A 20,541-nucleotide genomic window follows, 5' to 3' on the forward strand; every position below is an offset into this window, starting at 1 on the left:
TCTTTAAACTCTCTTCTTTAAAATATAATGATAAATTTGTTTCCTTATAAGTTACAGTATGAACGAGCTAATTACCGTTATAAATAGTTTTCAAAAGCTAGATGCTGACACTGAAAATGCGATTCGGAGATTTTTTGTTGAAGAAAAGTTTAAGAAGAACGATTTTATAATCCAAGAGCATAAAATATGCGACAAGATTTATTTCATAAGTTCTGGTGCTGTTAGGAGATTTTGTTTTGAGAATGATGAAGAAGTTACGAAGTGGATTTATACCGACAATCAATTTGTAACTTCCATGAGTAGCTTTTTTGAACAAAAACCTTCTTTTGAAATTTTTCAGGCTTGTGAGGAAACAGTTGTCTATTCTTATCATATTCTAATGAACAGCTTTTATTGGAATATCCTTTATTTTTAAAATTTCACCTTAAGCAGCTGCGGCATTATCTTTCTAGTATAAATGAATTTCATCATTTATTTCGTTTAATGACGGCTGAAAAAAAATATTTGTTTCTATTAGGATCATTCCCTCAAATTATTCAAAAAACTAAGCTGAAACACATCGCTTCACTAATTGGCGTAAGCCAGGAAACCTTAAGCCGAATTCGAGCTTCAATTATTTGATATTAGGTCAAGAAATAAACTTTTCTTTTTTTTAATATTTGCTTTGTTATTAAATTTAAGAATATTGAAAAATGTTGAAATAGATAAGAATGCAATTATTGGGAAAAATGCTCATTTTGGTAATTTTTCTACAATTGAAAATGATGTAATTATAGGTGATGACACCTGGATTGGTAATAATGTTACAATCTTAAGCGGTTCCAGAATTGGGAACAATTGCCAAATCCATTCAGGATCCGTAATAGGAGGAATTCCTCAGGATTTGAAGTTTGTGAATGAATATACTTTACTTGAAGTCGGTGATAATAATGTAATCAGGGAGAATGTTACTATAAATCGTGGTACTGCTTCAAAGGGAATAACTCGAATTGGAAATTTTAATTTAATTATGGCAAATGCTCATATAGGGCATGATTGTTTTGTTGGAAATAATTGTATTATTGGTTTTAGCGTTGGTATGGCTGGTGAAGTGATTGTCGAAGACTGGGTTAATATTAGTGGTCTGACTGCGATTCATCAATTTTCCAGAATTGGTGGTCATTGCATGATTAGTGGTTTGAGTAGAATTGTTCAAGATATTCCTCCTTATATAACTGTCGCACATGAACCTCTACGATTTGCTGGATTAAATATTGTTGGTCTTCGTAGAAGAGGTTTTTCTTCGGAGAAAATTGAAGAGATTAAATCAATTTACAGAATTATTTTTCAGGGAAATAAAAATACTAGACAAGCTTTGGGTTATATCGAACGAAATTTCAAACCTACTTTTGAGCGTGATGAAATTCTGAATTTTATTAAATTTTCAAAACGTGGAATTGTAAAAGGAATAGAATAATAAAGAGGCTCCAATTTTTTGTATTGGAGCCTCTTATTTTATGAATTAAAATTAAAGATGAAATCAATTTTCTATTCGTATTTCAGGTATTTCAAGATATCTGTTTTAGTTGCCTGATATGCGCGAGCTAAAACAATTATTAAAGTTAGAGATAATAGGACAATAAATCCAGAAAGAAATGGTGTTATGGTAATGTCAATTCTAAAAGCAAAATTTTGAAGCCATTTATTCAATAGGAAATAAATGGGGAACAATGCAATTAAAAATCCCATTATACAATACAAAATATATTGCTTGGATAATTCTTTGAGTAAAACATTTGTTTCAGCCCCTAAAGTTTTTCTGATTGCAATCTCTTTCATTCGTCTTTGGATTGAATACGATGCCAATGCAAATAATCCGAATAATGCGATAAGAATTACGACTATATTTAATAGTAAAAAAAGATTCTTTTGCTTGACATAAGACTCATATGTTCGTGCATATTCTTTATCGACAAAATCATATTTAAATGGATATTCGGTATCAACTTTTGTTTTCCAAAATTTCTCAATCTCTGTAATTGAATTTTGAATATTGTCGGATTTTAATTTAATATAAATACGATTTATTTCTGGAGCCATCCCCAATGTTTTTATATGATAAAATGTAATTGGCGGTACTTCAACTTCGGGGCTTAATAAATTAAAATCTTTTACAATTCCGATAATATTCATTGATTGGTTTCCGATTTTTATTTCTTTTCCAATTGGATCCTTGATATTCATTAATTGTAATGATTTTTCATTTAGCAATACTGAGTTTATGGTATCTGAAGCAAATTTTGGATCAAAATTTCTTCCTTTTGTTATTTTTATGTCCAATAGGTCGAACATAGCATAATCAAGTCCGATGGCTTTCTGTTTGAATAATACACCATGATACCAAATGGGCCAAAAAGAATGATCAGTTCCATCAAATGAAAGAAGACCTGTTGAAACTTTTTCAACACCTTTAATTTTTTTTAATTCCTGCTTGATCGTTTCATATCTGCCAAAAATATTTTTTCCGACATTTTCCCCCTGATAATAAGATGAAGGAAGATTCAGTGAAATCGCAAGAACTTGGTTTCCTTTAAAACCTAAATTTTTATTGCTCAAATAATTTATTTGCTCGTAGACAATAGAAGATCCTATGATGAAAAATGTAGCAATTGCAAATTGGAAAATAAGCATTCCATTTCGGAGCCAAACACCACTTTTGCTTCTTTCGTAATTGCCTTTAAGAACTTTTAAAGTTTCAAAATTAGCAACGTAAAGGGCTGGAAATATACCAGAAACTATTATTGTTACGATGAAGACTATTATTAATTGGATATAAAACTGTGCTTCAATGATTCTTAGATTCTTTCCTAAAAATAAATTATAGTATGGCAATACCACTTCTACGATTACTAATGCTAAAAGAATTGAAAATAGTGTGATGAGAACAGTTTCAAATATAAACTGATTGATAATATCTCTTTTTGAGGCGCCTAAAATTTTACGCACGCCAACTTCTTTGGCCCGCTTAATCGCATTTGCTGTTGCCAAATTAATATAATTGACAATAGACAAAACAAGAATTAAAACGGATAAACCTGCCATTATCATCAGAAACTGGTAATTTCCCCGACCTTCTGGATAACCATCTGTAACCGAATGTAATCTGGCTTTTGAGAGAGGTTCCATATAAACTTTGAAGTTTCCAATTTTCTTAACCATTTCTGCTGGTGTAAAACCTGCTTGTTTGGCACTTCTTACAATAATCTCGTCATAAAATACTTTTTCAAGCATTTTTCGGGTTATATCTGCTTTTAATGGATCTTTTAGTTTCACTAATAATTTTAAAACAAAAAGACCGGGATTTTGAGTAGGATCTGCTAGATTTTTCATTCGATTGACTACTATATTTGGCGCTATCGAAGAATTCCCAGGAATACGATATACAGCACCAATCGTAAGCATAGTGTCAAAACATTTGATTTGCTTGCCCACTGGATTTTGATTTCCAAAGAAACGTTGTGCTAATTTTTCGGAGATAGCAATACCGTTCTCGTCTTTTAGAGCTGATGTTGCATTTCCATAAATGATTTCAAAAGGGAAAAGAGTAAAGAAACCGCGTTCGGCATTAATGATTTTATCTACAAATTCTTTTTGTTCGTTGTACATCACTTTGCTTTTTTGATACCATTCATCTGCGTATACAACAGTTTCGACATTGGGATCACTTTCTAAATGCGGTTTTAAACGTACCGGGTTATTTGTAGTTACAGGCATGTCGCTTAATTGCGCCAAAACCTGATATACATTCTCTTTTTCCGGATTCCAGGCATCGTAACTTTGTTCGTCATTCCAATAAAGCAATGCGAAGATCAAACCAGAAATTCCAATTGATAATCCTAAAACATTCAAAGCTGTAAAAAGCTTATTATTTTTAATTTGGTAAATAAATATATTGATCCAGTTTTTTAGCATCTTATTCGTATTTTAAATATCGTAGAACTTCAACTTTTGTTACTTGGTAAGCTTTTGCCAAAACGATTGTTAGTGTCAGAAATAGTAAAGACACAAAAGCAGTTATAAAGGGCAAAACCGGAATATCAATTCTGAAGGCAAAATTTTCCAGCCATTTTTGCAATAATAAATACGCCGGAATAATTCCGATTAGAAAACCAATTGCACAAAAAATCACATATTGTCGGGACAATTCTTTGAGTAATATATTGGTTTCGGCGCCAAGCGTTTTTCTGATTGCAATTTCTCTTAATCTTCTTTCCATCGAAAATGAAGCTAAAGCAAACAATCCGAAAACGGCAATAAGGATTACGATGATATTTAATAAGGCGAATAAATTTCTTTGATTTTCGTATTTCTTAAAATTTCGAGCATAATTTTTATCCACGAAATTATATTCGAATGGATATTCAGAATCTACTTTTTGAGTCCAGAATTTATTAATGCCAGCAATAGTTTCTGAAATATCATCCGGTTTGACTTTAATAAAGATATGTCTGATGTCATCTTTTACACCATTAATTTTTGTGACATAAAAGAAAACCATTGGCGCAATTTGACTCTCAAGTCCGAAATAATTGAAATTTTTGACAACACCAATTATTTTGACTTTTTGATCTCGCCATAAAATGGTTTTGTTTAAAATATCTTTTTCTGGAATCATTTTGGCAGTTTCTTCATTTATAAGAACGGACGAAATTGTATCTGAAGAAATAGCAGGATTTAATTTTCGCCCTTTTATTACTTTGATATCCAAAATGTCAAGCATATCTAAATCCATTGCCATTTCTTGTACTAAAAAAGGTTTCTCATTTTTGTAATTTGCGCTTGACCATGAATTTTCCTGAGATCCCATTGCAAATAATGCTGTTGAAACACCATCGACACCTTTTATTTTCAGGGCTTCTTGTTTTAAAACTTTGTACCTCTCATATTGCGTTTTTCCTTTTTTAGGTTTAAAGGTGATATCTATAACTTGTGATCCTTTGAAACCTAAATCTTTTGAGGCCATAAAATTGACCTGTTTGTAAACTATAAAAGAGCCAATGATAAAAAAGGTTGCAATTGCGAATTGAAGAACCAACATTCCATTGCGAAGCCAGATTCCTTTTTTGCTTCGGGAAAAATTTCCCTTCAAAACTTTTAGAACTTCAAAATTCGAAACATAAACAGCTGGCAAAACTCCTGAAACAAGAATGACAAGCAACGTAATTAGTATTAATTGCGTGTAGAATTGAGCGCCAACCAGAACCAAATCTTTATCTAGAAATGAGTTATAATACGGTAATAAAACCTCAACAAGAACCAATGCCAGTAAAGCAGAAAAAATCGTAATTAAAGCGGTTTCAAATACAAACTGAATTACAATTTGTCCTTTTGTAGCGCCAGTAATTTTTCGCACCCCAATTTCTTTGGCTCTTTTTATGGCATTTGCAGTCGCCAGATTAATATAATTTACAATAGAAAGTGATAAAATCAAAATCGACAAACCCATTAAGATTAATAGATATTGCATGTTCCCGTTTGGCTCAGAAAAAGGAGTGCTTCCGGTATATAATTTTGCTTCTGGCAAAGGCAATAAACTTGATTTTACAGGATCGCCGTACTTTTTTACAAATTCAGCTACGGTCATTCCTTCTTGTTTAGCATATACTTTTGTGCAATTTTCGAAGAATAAATTATCTAACGTTTTTATAATTCTGCCCGTGGTATTCGGATTTTTGATTTTAAGAACCAGTCCGTAATGATAACTCCATTCATTTTTTGTTCGCTCAATATCATCATCAATAACGGTTGTGACAGCTTCGGGCATTACAGACGATTTTTCAGAAAGATCATAAACGCCTCGAACAGTAAAAAACTGACCATTATATTTTACTAATTTTCCCATTGGATTTTCTGTCCCGAAAAGTCGTTCGGCAGTTTCTTCAGATAAAGCAATACTGCTTCGATCCTGAATTGCCGTTTTGCCGTTTCCGTGAATAAATCGGTAAGGGAAAAATGAAAAGAAGTTTTTTTGCGCAGTAAAAATCTTGTTTAGTACTTCTTTTTTGCCATTATAAGAAATAACATCTTTGGCATACTCGGCATAAAAGTAACAATAGCTTTCTACGTCCGAAGAAACTGCTTTTAGCATTGGTCCAGTTGTCGCAGCATTTGTTGTCCAGATATTATGGTTTCCAATGTCATTTAGAACCGAATAAATCTTGTCCTTTTCCGGATTCCACTGGTCATACGAATGTTCGTCGTTCCAAAAAAGAATCGCAAAAATCAAAGTCGCCATTCCGATTGACAATCCCAAAATATTCAGAATCGAAAACAGTTTGTTGTTTTTGATGTGATAAAAAAATGTGTTAATCCAATTTTTTAACATGACTCTAGTTTTTAGAATTTACTAAAACGTCAACATTTCTATGATTTTGTTTTTCAGAAAGAATAACACCATCTTTCATTAAAATGGTTTTTTGCGAAAAAGAAGCATCATAATCCGAGTGTGTAACCATCAAAATTGTTGAACCGCTGGCATGAAGATCAGTTAGTAATTCCATCACTTCATTTCCGTTTTTACTGTCCAGATTTCCGGTTGGCTCATCGGCCAAAATAATTTTCGGATTATTGATTAAAGCTCTTGCAACCGCCACACGTTGTTGTTGCCCACCCGAAAGTTGTTGTGGGAAATGTTTCAATCGGTGAGAAATTCCTAAAATTTTTGCCATCTCATTTACTTTTTGTTTTCTTTCAGAAGATGGAACGTTGTTGTAAATCAAAGGCAATTCGATATTATCATAAACCGATAATTCATCAATCAAATTAAAGTTTTGGAAGATGAAACCAATATTTTCTTTTCTGGCTTTCGATCTTGATTTTTCTTTCAAGCCAACCATTTCCTGATCAAGCAAAACATAACTTCCATCTGAAGCGCTGTCCAAAAGTCCAATAATATTTAATAAAGTCGATTTTCCACTTCCGGACGGCCCCATAATCGAAATAAAATCGCCTTGATTGATTGTTAACGAAATTTCACTTAATGCTCTGGTTTCTAATTCCTCAGTTCTAAATACTTTTGAAAGCTTTTTAATGGTAATCATAATGGATTGTTTTTAGTTTTGATTGATTTTCTCTTTTAGATTTTTCCCTTCGGAAGCAAAAGAAACGCGTCTGAAAATTAAGATAATTAACAATGCAATTTTTTGTTATTTTTACTTTCGAAAGGGCTTAATAATTAATGATTTACTAGTACAAATGTGATTTTTATGCCAAAAATTTAAACTTTGTAACTGCTTTATTTTTAATATTTTATTTTCTGAAAAAAAGCCTCACTGTCCATAAGTGGACACCTTTCGTCCAAAACCGAACAAAAATGAAAAAGACAAATGCATCAATTTTAATCATCGACGATCAGGAAGACATCCTTTTTGCGTCGAAAGTCTATCTTAAAAAGTATTTTGAGAACATTTATACGCTCAATAATCCGAAGAATATTGTCGAATTATTGGCAAAAAATACCATTGATGTTGTTTTGTTGGATATGAATTACAGAATTGGTTTTGAAGATGGAAGAGAAGGTTTGTATTTATTGAAAGAAATTAAAACACTTTCGCCAAAAACGGTTGTGATTTTAATGACGGCTTTTGGAAAAGTAGAAACGGCTGTTGAAGGTTTGAAATCAGGTGCATTCGATTATATTTTGAAACCTTGGGAAAATAAAAAACTATTAGAATCAGTAAAACAGGCAGTTGATAAATCTCGAAAAGAACAAAAGAAAATTAAAAATCCGGAAATTGCTGATGATTTTTTTATTGGCAATTCTGAAATCATAAAAAAAGCGTATTCTCTTGCCGATAAAGTTGCAAAAACGGATGCCAATGTTTTGATTCTTGGTGAAAATGGAACAGGGAAATTCGTTTTGGCACATCACATTTATTCGCAATCAGAAAGAAAACATCAGCCCTTTATTAATGTTGATTTGGGTGCTTTGAATTCGAATATTTTCGAAAGCGAATTATTCGGATATGCAAAAGGCGCTTTTACCGATGCAAAAACCGATACGCCGGGACGTTTTGAAATGGCGCAAAATGGAACTATTTTTTTAGATGAAATTGGAAATGTTCCACTTCATTTACAATCAAAATTATTACAGGTAATTCAAACCAAAACGGTAACAAGATTAGGCGAAACAAAACCAAGACCTTTAAATGTTAGAATTATTACGGCAACTAATCTGAATTTAAAACTCGAAGTTGCCGACAAAAATTTTCGTGAAGATTTGTATTACCGAATTAATACAATGGAAATTATTTTGCCTCCGCTTCGAGAAAGAATCGAAGATAAAATTCCGCTAGCCGAATATTTGCTGGGAAAAATCAGTGAAAAATATGGACGAAGCCAAATTACTTTTGACAAAAAAGTTTTGGAACAAATTGAAAAACACGCCTGGAACGGAAATATCCGCGAAATGGAAAATAAAATCGAGCGCGCTATCATTCTCTGCGAAAACAATAAAATAACAGTTTCCGATTTGGATTTGGAGCAAATCACCGAATATGAAAATCTGGATGATATTCAGCTTTCTTCGGTCGAAAAAGCTACAGTCGAAAAAGCACTTTTGAAACACAATAATAACATTAGCAAAACTGCCGAAGAACTCGGTTTGTCGAGAGGTTCATTATATCGTCGTTTAGAAAAATATAATATCAGCACCAATTAATATGCTTAAATCATTAAAAACCTATCAGCTTCTTTTTTTGCGGTTAATTTTGATTTTGGCCGGAATTGAATTTTCTATTTATCTGCATAAAATCAATTTTGTTTTTGCACCGATTTTTGGTTTTCTAATTGTTTTTCTGCTAATTATTGAATTGTATAATTATGTAAAAAGTATCATTTTGCTTTATGATAAAACCATTTCTTCAATTATTCAAAACGATTTTAGTTCTGATTTTTCGAAACATAAATCGGAAAAAAATGATTTGTTTCAGTTGTATGATATTTTAAAAAACAAGCAAAACGAGCAGGTTTCGAAAGACATTATATATACTTCGATTTTAAATAATATTGAAACCGGAATTATTATCCTGCAAAAACAGGAAAAAGATTGGAACGTTTTTTTGATGAACGATTATTTTTCGACGCATTTTAATGTCCCGAAATTTTCAAAATGGAAATACCTGAAAAGTCATTTGCCTTCGTTGTGTGATATTATTGAAAAAGATGATTTTCAGGAAATAAAAACGTCAATCGAAATCAGTATTAATCAGCAAAATTCGCAGACTTTTGTTTTACAGGCGTCGCGAACCGAGATTTTTGAGAATGATTATTTTATTGTTTTATTGGATTCGATTCAGAATGTTGTCGAGAAAAAAGAGAAAGATGCCTGGATTAATTTGATGAAAGTGATTTCGCATGAACTCCTGAATTCGATAACGCCAATACGTTCGATTTGTCAAAATTTGCAGGATTTGGTCGAACAGGATTCATTGTCTTCTGAAGATTTGGAAGACATCAAAAACAGCGTTGGAACCATGCTCAGACGAAGCGATCATTTGCAGAAATTTGTTGAAGGTTATCGAAAACTAGCGATGCTTCCTTCGCCAAAAAAGCAAAAAATAGAGTTGAAAGATTTGGTGAATAATAGTCTTGATATTATGGAACCAATGTTTAAAAAGGAAAATATCGAGATTGTAAATTCAATTTCGCGTCATTATTTCATTACGGTTGATGCACAGCAAATTGAACAAGTTTTAATTAATCTTTTAACGAATTCGATAAATGCTCTTAAAAAGACAAATCAAAAACAGATTTTCATTTCGGCGGAAGCCAAAGAAAATAGAACTTTTATAAAAATTTCAGACAACGGAATCGGAATTGAAAAAGAAATTGAAAACAAAATTTTCCTACCGTTTTTCACCACCAGAAATGAAGGTGCCGGAATTGGTCTGACTTTATCTAAAAATATTATCGAAGCGCATGGTGGTTATATCAATTATAAAAATGAAAACGAAAAAACAGTTTTTGAGATTTGTTTGATTGAGAATTAGTTTCAGCTGAAATAGAATTATATTCGCATAAAACATCTTTTCAAATCATGATATTAGCCTTCGATACTTATTATTACGACAATAAAGCCAAAACAGTCTGCTTAGAATTTACAGAATGGAATCAAGAAAAAGATTTTAAAATTCACACTGAAATTATTGATAATGTCTCAGAATATATTCCGGGCGAATTTTATAAAAGAGAACTGCCATGTATTCTTAGTTTGTTGAATGAGATTGATTTAAAAGAAGATACGATTATAATAGTTGATGGTTTCGTATATTTAGACGACGATAAAAAATACGGTTTAGGCGGACATTTATATGAAAAGCTAAACAAGAAGATTCCAATTATTGGTGTTGCCAAAACGAATTTTGCCAGCATTGAAAAAGATAAAAAGCCTTTATTTAGAGGCGACAGCAAAAAACCTTTGTTTGTAACTTCTATCGGAATTGATTTGGAAGATGCTTTTCAGAAAATTGAAAGTATGGCGGGCGAATTTCGAATTCCGACTTTGTTGAAAGAAATGGATCGGCTGACAAAGGAAATATAAATTGAATTCAATTATAAAACGAAAATGAATCTAATAATTCAATCTCTTTTATCCGAAGATTCTATTTCGCATTTTGTTCACAGCTTTTGGATGGTGGAAAATAAATCGGGAAAGGATATTCCTGGAACAATTCTTCCAAACGGAATGGCTGATATGACATTGATGAAAATGAATTCAGAAGATTGGGAAATTTCAATTCGCGGACTCGATACAATGCCTGGTCAGGTAATAATTGCCAAAGATGCCAAAATATTTTCTGTTGGATTTAAACTTTTGGCTGTCGAATATTTATTTGGAGATTCTATAAAAGATGTTTTAAATGAAGGAAAAATAATTCCGAATGACTTTTGGCAGTTTGAAGAATTTGATACAGAAAGTTTAGAAAATTTTCAGAAAAAAGTAACGCAGAAAATCAATTCAATTTCCATAAAACCAATCGATGAAAGAAAGAAAAAATTATTTGAAGTGATTTATTCCTCGCACGGAACCATTTCGGTGAAAGAACTTTCTGAAAAAGTGTTTTGGAGCAGTCGCCAGATCAACCGTTATTTTAATCAGCAATTCGGGATTTCGCTTAAAGAATATTGCAAAATTTTGCGTTTTGGATCTTCGTTTAAAGATTTAAGTGAAGGCAAACTTTATCCCGAATTAAATTTCACAGATCAGAATCATTTTATCAAAGAAATCAAAAAATACTCCGGCGTTACGCCAAAAGAACTCAGCAAAAATACCGATGAACGTTTCATGGATATTTTGGCGATTAAAAAACTGCCTCCACAAAACGACTGATTTTTACTATTTCAGCAATTCCTTTCGTCGCAATTTTGTATCACATTAAATGATACAAAATATGTTACTTCAAAATAAAAAAATAGCCATTATTGGCGCTGGGCCAGTTGGTTTGACAATGGCAATATTATTACAACAGAAAGGAATCGATGTTTCAGTTTACGAAAGAGACAAAGATGCGCAAACCAGAATTTGGGGTGGAACGCTCGATTTGCATAAAGGTTCAGGACAGGAAGCGATGAAAAAAGCAGGATTGTTAGAACAGTATTTTGAACTCGCAATTCCGATGGGAAGAACCATTGCTGATGAAAAAGGAAATGTTTTATCTGTTCAAAAAATAACTCCGCAAGAAGCTCAGGATAATCCAGAAATCAACAGAAATGATTTAAGAACCTTATTGCTCGAAAGTTTAAAAGAAAACACGGTTATCTGGAACAGCAAAGTAACTGAAGTTGAAGCAAAAGATGGAAAATGGATTTTGCATTTTGAAAATGAAGAAACTGCAATCGCAGATTTTATTATTGGAGCTAATGGCGGAATGTCGGCAATTAGAAAATATATTTCGGATGCCGAAGTGGAAGAAACTGGAACGTACATGATTCAGGGCGAAGTTTCTGATGCTGAAATTTTATGCAAAGACTTTTTTAATTTATGCGATGGTACTATTTTAATGTCTGCTTATAATGGGAATTTATTGGTTGCAAATCCGAAGAATAAAGATTTGTTGAGCTATAATGTCATTTTCAAAACTCCTTTAGATTGGATTCCTGAAAATGAATTAAATTTTAAAGATACTGAAAGTATAAGTTCATTTCTGATTAATCGTTTCTCAGAATGGAATGAAACTTTTAAGAAATTATTTCAAGCAACATCATTTTTTGTGGGATTGCCAACGCGAAAAATTTCATTGGAAAAAGAATGGAAAAACAATCGCATTTTGCCCATAACACTTATTGGAGACGCAGCGCATTTAATGCCTCCTTTTGCCGGACAAGGCGCAAATATTGGACTTGTCGATGCGATGATTTTGGCAGAAAACCTTTTGGACGGAAAATTTGAAAACCTTGATTCCGCAATTACAGATTATGAACAAAGAATGTTTGTTTATGCCAAAGAAGCGCAGGAAGATACAAGAATCAATGAATTGGCAATGCGTGACCCTGATTTTTCATTTTCGCAATTCGTGAATTAAAAACTTCAGAATTTTAATAGTCATATATTTTTGACCTATTGCAAAATGCATCTGTTTCAGCGTAATTTGTTAAACTAAAAATTAAAAAGTAACTTTCAAGTTCTAAAAACCAAATTATGGCAGCCAAAAAACCAGAAGAAATGAGCAACGAAGAATTGCTTAAAAATGAAAAATTAATAAAAACAATGCTTTACATTTTGATATTTTTCGCCTTGATATTATTTGCGGCGGGAATTTGGCTCACGATTGTAAAGCATAAATTTAGCGCTTTAACAGTTATTCCACTATCATTAGGAATAATCGCATTAGCAAATGCAAGCAATTTAAAAAATTTGCAGAAAGAGAAAAAAAGCAGAGGATTGTAAAATAATATTCTCTATAAAAGTAAAACTCCTTAATTTCTTAAGGAGTTTTTTTGTTTTAAATTCTTGGAAATTACATTCCCGGCCAATATAAAAAATTGAATTTATGACCGTCAGGATCAGCGAAACCAAAAGTATAACCTTGTTGAAAATTTTCGGGTTCGGAAAAGATTTTGGCGCCGGCTTTTTTTACAATTTCGTACCATTCATCTACATTTTCTCTACTGTCTGCAGATAAGGAAAAGATAATTTCATTTTCCGTTTTAGTATCAGCAGATTTGCCTCTTAGTGCATTGTTGAATCTTTCAGGTATAAAAAAAATTAATTACAAAATTATTTTCGCCATAAATAAAACTTACTAATTCTTCGGTTTCTTTGCCGTTTTGCTGGAATCCCAGATCCGAATAAAATTGAATCGTTTTTTGCAAATCATGTGAAACCAAGTTTGCCCATATCATTTTAGTTTTCATAAACTTTAGTTTTTAGAATAGTTAATAAACTAAGTTAGCAAATTAATGTCTTACATACTTTTAATGAAATTGTAAAGTTTTGTTCTGGCCATCTTTTGTCTTAATTTTGTACGATTGCCAGAAGATGCGAAGGCTGAAAAATAAAGAAGAAATAAAAGTGAAAAAGGAAGAAACAAGCTGGACTATTTGTGAAGAATGTCAGGGAAGAGGGAAAAAAAGCCAGCGAATCAGCAAAAAGGTGAAGCTTCGCTATCAATTGGAATTGGAACAATTTCAAAATGATGGAGAAGAAGGAAAAGCGCCAGTTCCTCCCAAAGCACATATGAAAACCTGCTTAAATTGCGACGGATCTGGATTAATTCAGGCTTTAAATTCTCCAATTGCAGATACAGAAAAATATCCTCACATTGCTATTATTGGTGGCGGAATTGGCGGAACAGCTTTAGCAGTCGCTTGCCTACACCGAAAAATACCTTTTACTCTTTATGAACGTGACACTAATTTCGAAGCCCGATCTCAAGGTTACGGACTCACTTTGCAACAAGCCAGTAAAGTAATGGCAGGATTGGGAATTTTGAAATTAAAAGATGGAGTAGTTTCCTCAAGACATTTGGTTCATACTACTGAAGGAAAAGTTATTGGTGAATGGGGAAACAGAAAATGGATTCAATCCGATTCTAAAAAATCCCAAAAACGTTCCAATATTCATATCGCCCGACAATCTTTGCGTTTAGAACTTTTGGATCAGCTTGGTGAAAGCGATGCCATAAAATGGGGATATCAATTAATCGATTTTAAGCAAAAAGAAGAAAACGTTGAGCTCAGTTTTAACGTAAATGGCGAAATAAAAAAAGCTACAGCTGATATTGTAGTTGGTGCCGATGGAATTCGTAGTTCAGTAAGAAAACTTTTGATTGGCGAAGAAGTTGCGCCTTTGCGTTATTTAGATTGTATTGTGATATTGGGAATTTGCCCTTTGAGCGCGCTTGAAGGTGTTGAAAGTTCTTTATTAGACTCGGCGACGGTATTTCAAACGGCTAATGGAAATGAGCGAATTTACATTATGCCCTATAAATCAGATTCTGTAATGTGGCAACTTAGTTTTCCAATGCCTGAAAATGAAGCAAAAGAATTAAGTTTAAAAGGTGCGAAAGCACTGAAAGAAGAAGCGTGCAGAAGAACGCAGTGGCACGATCCGATTCCGCAAATTCTAAAAGCTACTGAGGAGATTCATATTTCCGGTTATCCTGTTTACGATCGGGAATTGCTTCATTCTGAATTATTAAAAAATGGCGGAAATGTTACGCTTATTGGTGATGCAGCGCATCCAATGAGTCCGTTTAAAGGACAAGGCGCAAACCAGGCTTTGTTAGACGCGCTTTCGTTGGCGCGAGGTATTGTAAAAGGATGTAAATCTTTATCGCATTGGAAAAAAGCGGGATTGCGAGAAAGTGTATTAAATGAATTTGAAGCCGAAATGCTAAAACGCAGCGCTGTAAAAGTAAAAGATTCTGCAGATGCTGCACAATTCCTTCATTCTGAAATTGTACTTCACGAAGGTGACGAGCCGAGAGGACGTTGTTTGAACAAAAAAAGATCTTAGATATTTCTAGATAATCTTGAAGTTTCTGTTTGAGATTTATTGTGATAAATTGTTGAAAAACAGTTTTTTGTAATTATTCGTGCTTATAAATAAAAAAAGTCGTACTATTTTGTTTAAAGCAAATGAGTACGACTTTTTTTATTCGGTCGCGTAGCCAAGGCTTCTTTCTCAAATTTGTATCGAAATAAATTTCTAACCTAAAATTCGATACAATGAAAACTTCAGTAAAATTTTTAGCAGTACTATTATTAATAAGCAACTTTTCTTTTGGACAAGATCTTTCTAAAAGAATTGATTCGATAATAAAGGACAATTATCAAAAAAATCCAAAGGTTGGTATAAGCGTAGGTTTTATTAAAAATGATGACGAATATTTTACAGCCTATGGTAATTTGAATTCCGAAAGTCAAATTCAAATCAATAAAAATTCGTTATTCGAAATTGCATCGATTACTAAAATTTTAACTTCAAATTTGATTGCGCAAGCCGTTATTGAGAATAAAATAAAAGTAGATGATTATATAGACAATTATCTTCCGAAGGAATATGTTCTGCAGAAAAATCTTCAAAATAAAATAAAAATTTCAGATTTGGCTTCTCATCAATCTGGTTTGCCTGATATCGATTTTGGAAAACTAATTGAATTAAATCCGCAACAGCCTGTAAGTAATGTGACCGAAAAAACATTGGCTGATATAATCAATAATTGCAGTGAATTGAAAGATTATGGTAAATATCGTTATTCTACGATTGGCTATACTTTACTCGGTCAAATACTAGAAAAAGTGTATAACAAGAATTACGATCAAATTATTAGAGAAAAAATAATTCTACCGTTAAAAATGAAAAATACATTTACGGAAGACTTTAATGTAAAAAACATTACAACAGCTCACAATCCTGAAGGTGGCATTCAGGAATTCTTTAAATGGAATGTTACTGCACCTGCCGGATTAATAAAATCAAATGCGGCTGACATGGTTACTTATTTAAAAGCAGTTTTAAATAGCAAAACTTCAATAGGGAAAGCAGCAATCATTACTGAAAAAATCTTTTATAAAAATCAAAAAAGAGAAATGGGTTTAGGCACAAATATTGTCACTGATGATAAAAATACAATCTATATGAAATCAGGTGATTCAATGGGACAATCTTCAATTATTTGTTATAACCGAACTAAAAATTGGGGTATTATTATATTATTAGATCAAAGAAATTCAAAAATGAGACAAGACCTCTTGAATACAATTTATGATACTGTTTTGAAATAAATAAAAGCAACTCTTTAAGAAATTAAGGAGTTGTTTTTTGTGTGATTTAAAGAGATATTTCAATGAAATTACAGTAAGAATTATTTCTGTTTTTATTCACTATTAAATTATCGGATTTATAATATTAATATTTTTATATTCGTTTGTTTATTGGTTTATTTTAATCGAAAATTAAAGATAAAACTCAAAAAGTAAAGTAAAAAATAAGAGATATGATCAATTTAAAAAATGCAAAATACCTCATTGTACTCTTCGTATTTATCCTTTTTGGTTTTTCTATCCAGTCTAATAAATCTGGAATAGAAATATTTGCTGTTAAGGGAAATTTAAAAAAATCATTTAAAGATTGTTATTATTGTTTTGATGAGAATTCAGTGGTTTTGTCTCAAAATCCAATTTTTGATGAAGATGATATTGAAGGTTTTAATTGGAAGAACCAACAAATTTTCCTCAATGAATCAGGAAAAAGGAAAGTAAAAAACCTTAAAATTGCACTTTCGGGACTGCCAGTTGTAATGGTTCTGAATAAAAAAAGGATTTACGGATTTTGGTTTTGGGATAAGTTTTCTTCCTTTGGATGTGATCGAGTTTATACCTATCCACAAAAGGATTTTAAAATAAAATTTGGGTTGCCTGAAAATAATGTCTTTGGCAAAGACCCAAGATTTGATAAGTTACTTCAAAAATATGTCATAGATAATTACAAACAAGACTAATTATCAAATTAGTACGGAATGCTTTTTGCAGTAAACATGTTTTCTGACAGAATAGTAACTAATCATTAAAATCTGAAATGAATTATAAAAACATAAAACGGATTTTATCTACATTCGGAATATTGATTTTCTTTCTTCCCTTTTTTCAGATGTGCTCTGATGAAACTCTAAAATCAAGGCCAGCAATTTTTAAAAATCAACCAGATTCCCAAGATCAATTGGAGAAAAATGCTGCTTTTGATAAAGCTAAAAAAAAATGCGACTTTAACTGGTTATAATTTAGCACTGGATTTTGAAATTTCACCGTTGTCAATATTTACGGTAATTATGTTTCTTAATTTCATTATTTGGGTTTTCACACTGCGAAATTTCGAAATTTCGATGCTTACGTTTTTAAATATGCTTTTGTCTTTGATTGCTCTTATTTTATTGTGTTTTACAATTCCCTTTGGACAATTTCGATATGGAATATTTTTATTTCAACTTAATTCGTTGCTTCTTTTTTATTTCGTTTGGAAAGAGGAATGAAAAGATTGGTCAAATAAAAAAAATTTCTGAAAAATTGTACGACCTATTTCTAAAAATCACAAAAAGAAATTATTCCCCTTATAATTTTCGTACCTAAAAAACTGCATTTCATACCTAATCCCTGATTTCGTGCTGAATCAAGATGTTTTCGAATATACTTTTGTTGCTCAAATCTAAATGAAATAATTTATGAAAAAACGATGGTTTAGGAGATTGTTGTACGCTGCTATTATAGTAATAGTTGTTTTTATGAGTGTCTTTATATGGGCCGATAATGAATTAAATAAAGTTTTAGGTAAATCAACCAAGGTCATCAATATTTCTTCAATTGTTAAAGCATCCAAAACAGTTCAAATAAAAAATGTAAACATACTTTCAGAAGATTGCACCTATTTTGTAAATAATCAAGATGTACTTATTAAAGATGGTGTAATAATTCAAATTGGAAAAAATCAATTGCTGGATAGTACAATTACCATAATTGACGGAACTGGAAAATTCCTGATTCCAGGCCTTGTAGATAGTCATGTTCATTTAAAAGAAAGCAAGAATGATTTGTTTTTGTATTTAGCAAATGGTGTAACTTCTATCAGAGAAATGGCTGGAAGTGATGCAATTTTGGAATGGAGAAAAGAAATCTTAAATGATAGTATCGGGCCACGAATGTTTATTGCCTCTCCGCCCATATTTAGCGAAAGCGGACTAACAGGTTATTACTACAGCTGGACGAGACATTCTATTAATTATTCCACTCAAAAAGATGCTGAAAAAGCAATCAAAAAAATAAAAGAACAAGGTTATGATGCCATTAAAATGTATGGTTTTGTTAATCCTGAAATGTTTAAGACCACAATAGCAATTGCCAAAAAACAAAATATTCCAGTTATTGGTCACATTCCGCTAGTTGATTTAGAAACTTTTTATCAATCAGGTCAAATTGAAGTGGCTCATGTTGAGGAACTAACTATCAAGACTATTGATGAATTTGGAAAATCTATTTCTAAAAACCCGAAAGAATATCTTCAGTTCTTAAAAGTACGTTCTGATCAAATTGCCAAAAAACTCAGAAAAAATAATATAAGTGTTACTTCGACGGTTTGGCTGTGTGAAAGTTTTTCGAACCAAAGATTTGGCTTAAAGGCTAAACTAAAAGAAATAGAACTGCAATATGTTAATCCAAAAATCATTGAAGGAACACCGCTTTACAAATTAGGCTGGCTGCCTGGTGAAAATGGTTATGAATATGATGGGGAAAATGATGATAAAGCCAAAAGGTTATCCAAAACTTTTTGGAACACTTATGCCGAAGCTACTCATATTATGACAAAAGCACTGGTAGATAATAAAGTTACAATTATGGCTGGAACAGACGCGAATGTAGCCACGGTTGTTCCTGGGTTTTCACTTCATGAGGAATTAGAATCTTTATCTAAAACCGGAATGACGAATTCACAAGTGCTTTATTCAGCAACCGTTGCGCCGGGTAATTGGATGAAAAAAAATACAGGAAAAATAAAAGCAGGATATAAAGCTGATTTGATTCTGCTCACAAAAAATCCATTAGAAAATATTACAAATACAAAGGCTATTGAATATGTGTTTTTTGATAAATATAAGATCGATAAAATCCAAATTGAAAATATTCTTAAGGCTATTGAAGATGCCAATAATCAAAATAGAAATATAAAGATTGACGAATATTTATAAATAAAAAAACTCCTTAAGAAATTAAGGAGTTTTTTATTTTGGTTTTTAAAAGATTGAAAAACTTTCGTTTTAGCTTCTTTTACCCTTTTAGTGGGGAGAGCAGGATTCGAACCTGCGAAGTTCACACAGCAGATTTACAGTCTGCCCTCGTTGGCCGCTTGAGTATCTCCCCAAAATTCCGCATTGTAAATTTGTAATCTATAGACAACCGGTAAGGTGTAAAAAAAACTCCTTAATTTCTTAAGGAGTTTTTTGGTGGGCGATGAGGGGTTCGAACCCCCGACCCCCTCGGTGTAAACGAGGTGCTCTGAACCAGCTGAGCTAATCGCCCTATTTTACTAGGTTGCTATCGTTTGTGATTGCGAGTGCAAATATACGCTAGTTTTTGAGTTCTGCAAAGAAAACACACTAAAAATTTAAACTTTTTTTAATGTGTTTTCTATCTTGCTGAGGCAGAAAATGTTATAAACGTAATTTTTTTAAGTATTTTTTATTTTGAAACCGAAGGAACGTTCCTGTAGATGTAATCGCTGTGTTTTCCGTTGAAAGATTTTTCTAATTCATCAAAAAAAGCATCAGCATCTTTTTCATTTGGCCACGTCGATTTGATAAGCTCGTCTATTTTATCACTAGATTTTTCCATATCGGCTAAAGAATCATAGTAAAAAACTTCAAGAAAATCGGTGCTATTTGAACCCCACGAATGTCTTAAAGGATAATAGGCTTTTATGTAAGGATCTTTAAAAGTGATTTTGTCATTGAATTCTTTTGCTTTTTTTGAATCTCCTTTCATGCTCAGTTGAGATTTTCGCAAATAAACAATCATTGGTTTTTTAGTTTCGTCTTTGTAGTCTTTCCTACCAATAGAAGTTACGCTTTGATAAATTTCATCAGAATGTACAGGAGTGTAAAAGGAATCATACTTTTCAAAAAACGCTTTTCTGGCCTTTTCATCAGGCCATCCTTTTTTAATTAAATCATCGCTGACAGTGTTTGCTTTTTCAATGTCTTCCCAAGTTCTGTAAACGTTCACCATAGCAATTTCAGTATTATCCTCAGTGTAATAATGAGTGATAATCTCAGATCCAATAATAAGGTCATTTTTACTGGTAACTTTATCAAAGTATTCCTGTTCTGCTGCTTTCCAATCTTTGGCCTTCAATTTAGAATCCAAATTTCGATGTAAAGTGGTAACTGTAATAAATACAGGTTTTTCCGCATCTTTTTCCTGCGCGCTGACTTTTGCGCCAATAAGAATCATCAATATGATGATCCCTATAGCAAGGGTTTTTCTCTTTTTCATGTTTTAAATTTGTATTGGTTA

Annotated in this window: 18 protein-coding genes and 2 tRNA genes; 12 read left to right on the forward strand and 8 right to left on the reverse strand. The window is 32.1% G+C overall.

Annotated elements, in window-relative coordinates:
- Positions 1–58: 58 nt before the first annotated feature.
- Positions 59–415 (forward strand): Crp/Fnr family transcriptional regulator, encoded by a 357-nt coding sequence (locus ACNFIH_RS15085; RefSeq protein WP_426483767.1) that lies wholly within the window; start codon positions 59–61, stop codon positions 413–415.
- A 270-nt stretch (positions 416–685) separates the two neighbouring features.
- Positions 686–1,456, forward strand: coding sequence for an acyl-ACP--UDP-N-acetylglucosamine O-acyltransferase (gene lpxA / locus ACNFIH_RS15090; protein ID WP_035650743.1), 771 nt, complete (start codon positions 686–688; stop codon positions 1,454–1,456).
- A 71-nt stretch (positions 1,457–1,527) separates the two neighbouring features.
- Here the strand turns inward: lpxA and ACNFIH_RS15095 are convergent, their stop codons facing one another.
- The 3 genes from ACNFIH_RS15095 to ACNFIH_RS15105 are packed head-to-tail and all read right to left on the reverse strand — an operon-like array spanning position 1,528 to position 7,079.
- Positions 1,528–3,951, reverse strand: a complete 2,424-nt coding sequence (locus ACNFIH_RS15095; protein WP_426483768.1) for an ABC transporter permease — start codon at positions 3,949–3,951, stop codon at positions 1,528–1,530.
- A 1-nt stretch (position 3,952) separates the two neighbouring features.
- A complete protein-coding gene (locus ACNFIH_RS15100) occupies positions 3,953–6,364 on the reverse strand; it encodes an ABC transporter permease (protein WP_426483769.1) in 2,412 nt (803 codons plus the stop codon).
- Between the two features lie 4 nt (positions 6,365–6,368).
- Positions 6,369–7,079: an ABC transporter ATP-binding protein gene (locus ACNFIH_RS15105; RefSeq protein ID WP_035650617.1), complete on the reverse strand. Its 711-nt coding sequence runs from the start codon at positions 7,077–7,079 to the stop codon at positions 6,369–6,371.
- 272 nt (positions 7,080–7,351) lie between these two features.
- On the opposite strand from ACNFIH_RS15105, the gene ACNFIH_RS15110 reads away from it, so the two are divergent.
- The 6 genes from ACNFIH_RS15110 to ACNFIH_RS15135 all read left to right on the forward strand — a co-directional run bounded on the left by ACNFIH_RS15110 (position 7,352) and on the right by ACNFIH_RS15135 (position 12,925).
- Positions 7,352–8,698, forward strand: coding sequence for a sigma-54-dependent transcriptional regulator (locus tag ACNFIH_RS15110; RefSeq protein ID WP_426483770.1), 1,347 nt, complete (start codon positions 7,352–7,354; stop codon positions 8,696–8,698).
- Between the two features lies 1 nt (position 8,699).
- The gene (locus ACNFIH_RS15115) at positions 8,700–10,028 is read left to right on the forward strand and encodes a sensor histidine kinase (RefSeq protein WP_426483771.1); all 1,329 of its coding nucleotides are present in this window, start codon (positions 8,700–8,702) and stop codon (positions 10,026–10,028) included.
- Between the two features lie 47 nt (positions 10,029–10,075).
- Positions 10,076–10,579: an endonuclease V gene (locus ACNFIH_RS15120; RefSeq protein ID WP_426483772.1), complete on the forward strand. Its 504-nt coding sequence runs from the start codon at positions 10,076–10,078 to the stop codon at positions 10,577–10,579.
- A gap of 24 nt (positions 10,580–10,603) precedes the next feature.
- Positions 10,604–11,368, forward strand: a complete 765-nt coding sequence (locus tag ACNFIH_RS15125; RefSeq protein ID WP_426483773.1) for a helix-turn-helix domain-containing protein — start codon at positions 10,604–10,606, stop codon at positions 11,366–11,368.
- A 49-nt stretch (positions 11,369–11,417) separates the two neighbouring features.
- Complete coding sequence (locus ACNFIH_RS15130) at positions 11,418–12,560, forward strand: FAD-dependent oxidoreductase (RefSeq protein ID WP_426483774.1); 1,143 nt, start codon at positions 11,418–11,420, stop codon at positions 12,558–12,560.
- Between the two features lie 116 nt (positions 12,561–12,676).
- The gene (locus ACNFIH_RS15135; RefSeq protein WP_426483775.1) at positions 12,677–12,925 is read left to right on the forward strand and encodes a hypothetical protein; all 249 of its coding nucleotides are present in this window, start codon (positions 12,677–12,679) and stop codon (positions 12,923–12,925) included.
- A 70-nt stretch (positions 12,926–12,995) separates the two neighbouring features.
- On the opposite strand, the gene ACNFIH_RS15140 is transcribed toward ACNFIH_RS15135, so the two are convergent.
- Both ACNFIH_RS15140 and ACNFIH_RS15145 read right to left on the reverse strand, forming a co-directional pair.
- The gene (locus ACNFIH_RS15140; protein WP_426486727.1) at positions 12,996–13,244 is read right to left on the reverse strand and encodes a VOC family protein; all 249 of its coding nucleotides are present in this window, start codon (positions 13,242–13,244) and stop codon (positions 12,996–12,998) included.
- Positions 13,228–13,392 (reverse strand): hypothetical protein, encoded by a 165-nt coding sequence (locus ACNFIH_RS15145; RefSeq protein ID WP_426483776.1) that lies wholly within the window; start codon positions 13,390–13,392, stop codon positions 13,228–13,230. Before ACNFIH_RS15145 ends, ACNFIH_RS15140 begins: the two co-directional genes overlap by 17 nt.
- A gap of 124 nt (positions 13,393–13,516) precedes the next feature.
- Here ACNFIH_RS15145 and ACNFIH_RS15150 point away from each other — a divergent pair, with 124 nt between their 5' ends.
- From ACNFIH_RS15150 to ACNFIH_RS15165, 4 genes are all read left to right on the forward strand, one after another.
- Positions 13,517–14,995 carry an FAD-dependent oxidoreductase gene (locus ACNFIH_RS15150; protein WP_426483777.1) on the forward strand — a complete coding sequence of 493 codons (1,479 nt, stop codon included), beginning with the start codon at positions 13,517–13,519 and terminating at the stop codon, positions 14,993–14,995.
- A gap of 212 nt (positions 14,996–15,207) precedes the next feature.
- Positions 15,208–16,266 (forward strand): serine hydrolase domain-containing protein, encoded by a 1,059-nt coding sequence (locus ACNFIH_RS15155; RefSeq protein ID WP_426483778.1) that lies wholly within the window; start codon positions 15,208–15,210, stop codon positions 16,264–16,266.
- Positions 16,267–16,478: 212 nt separating this feature from the next.
- A complete protein-coding gene (locus ACNFIH_RS15160) occupies positions 16,479–16,982 on the forward strand; it encodes a hypothetical protein (protein ID WP_426483779.1) in 504 nt (167 codons plus the stop codon).
- A gap of 777 nt (positions 16,983–17,759) precedes the next feature.
- The gene (locus ACNFIH_RS15165; RefSeq protein WP_426483780.1) at positions 17,760–19,217 is read left to right on the forward strand and encodes an amidohydrolase family protein; all 1,458 of its coding nucleotides are present in this window, start codon (positions 17,760–17,762) and stop codon (positions 19,215–19,217) included.
- A gap of 91 nt (positions 19,218–19,308) precedes the next feature.
- On the opposite strand, the gene ACNFIH_RS15170 is transcribed toward ACNFIH_RS15165, so the two are convergent.
- From ACNFIH_RS15170 to ACNFIH_RS15180, 3 genes are all read right to left on the reverse strand, one after another.
- Positions 19,309–19,389: transfer RNA gene (locus ACNFIH_RS15170), tRNA-Tyr, on the reverse strand.
- 81 nt (positions 19,390–19,470) lie between these two features.
- Positions 19,471–19,548 (reverse strand) — tRNA-Val (locus ACNFIH_RS15175).
- Positions 19,549–19,707: 159 nt separating this feature from the next.
- Positions 19,708–20,520, reverse strand: a complete 813-nt coding sequence (locus tag ACNFIH_RS15180) for a hypothetical protein (protein ID WP_426483781.1) — start codon at positions 20,518–20,520, stop codon at positions 19,708–19,710.
- Between the last annotated feature and the right edge of the window lie 21 nt (positions 20,521–20,541).

Source organism: Flavobacterium sp. 2, from assembly GCF_049949195.1.
Taxonomy (GTDB): Bacteria; Bacteroidota; Bacteroidia; order Flavobacteriales; family Flavobacteriaceae; genus Flavobacterium.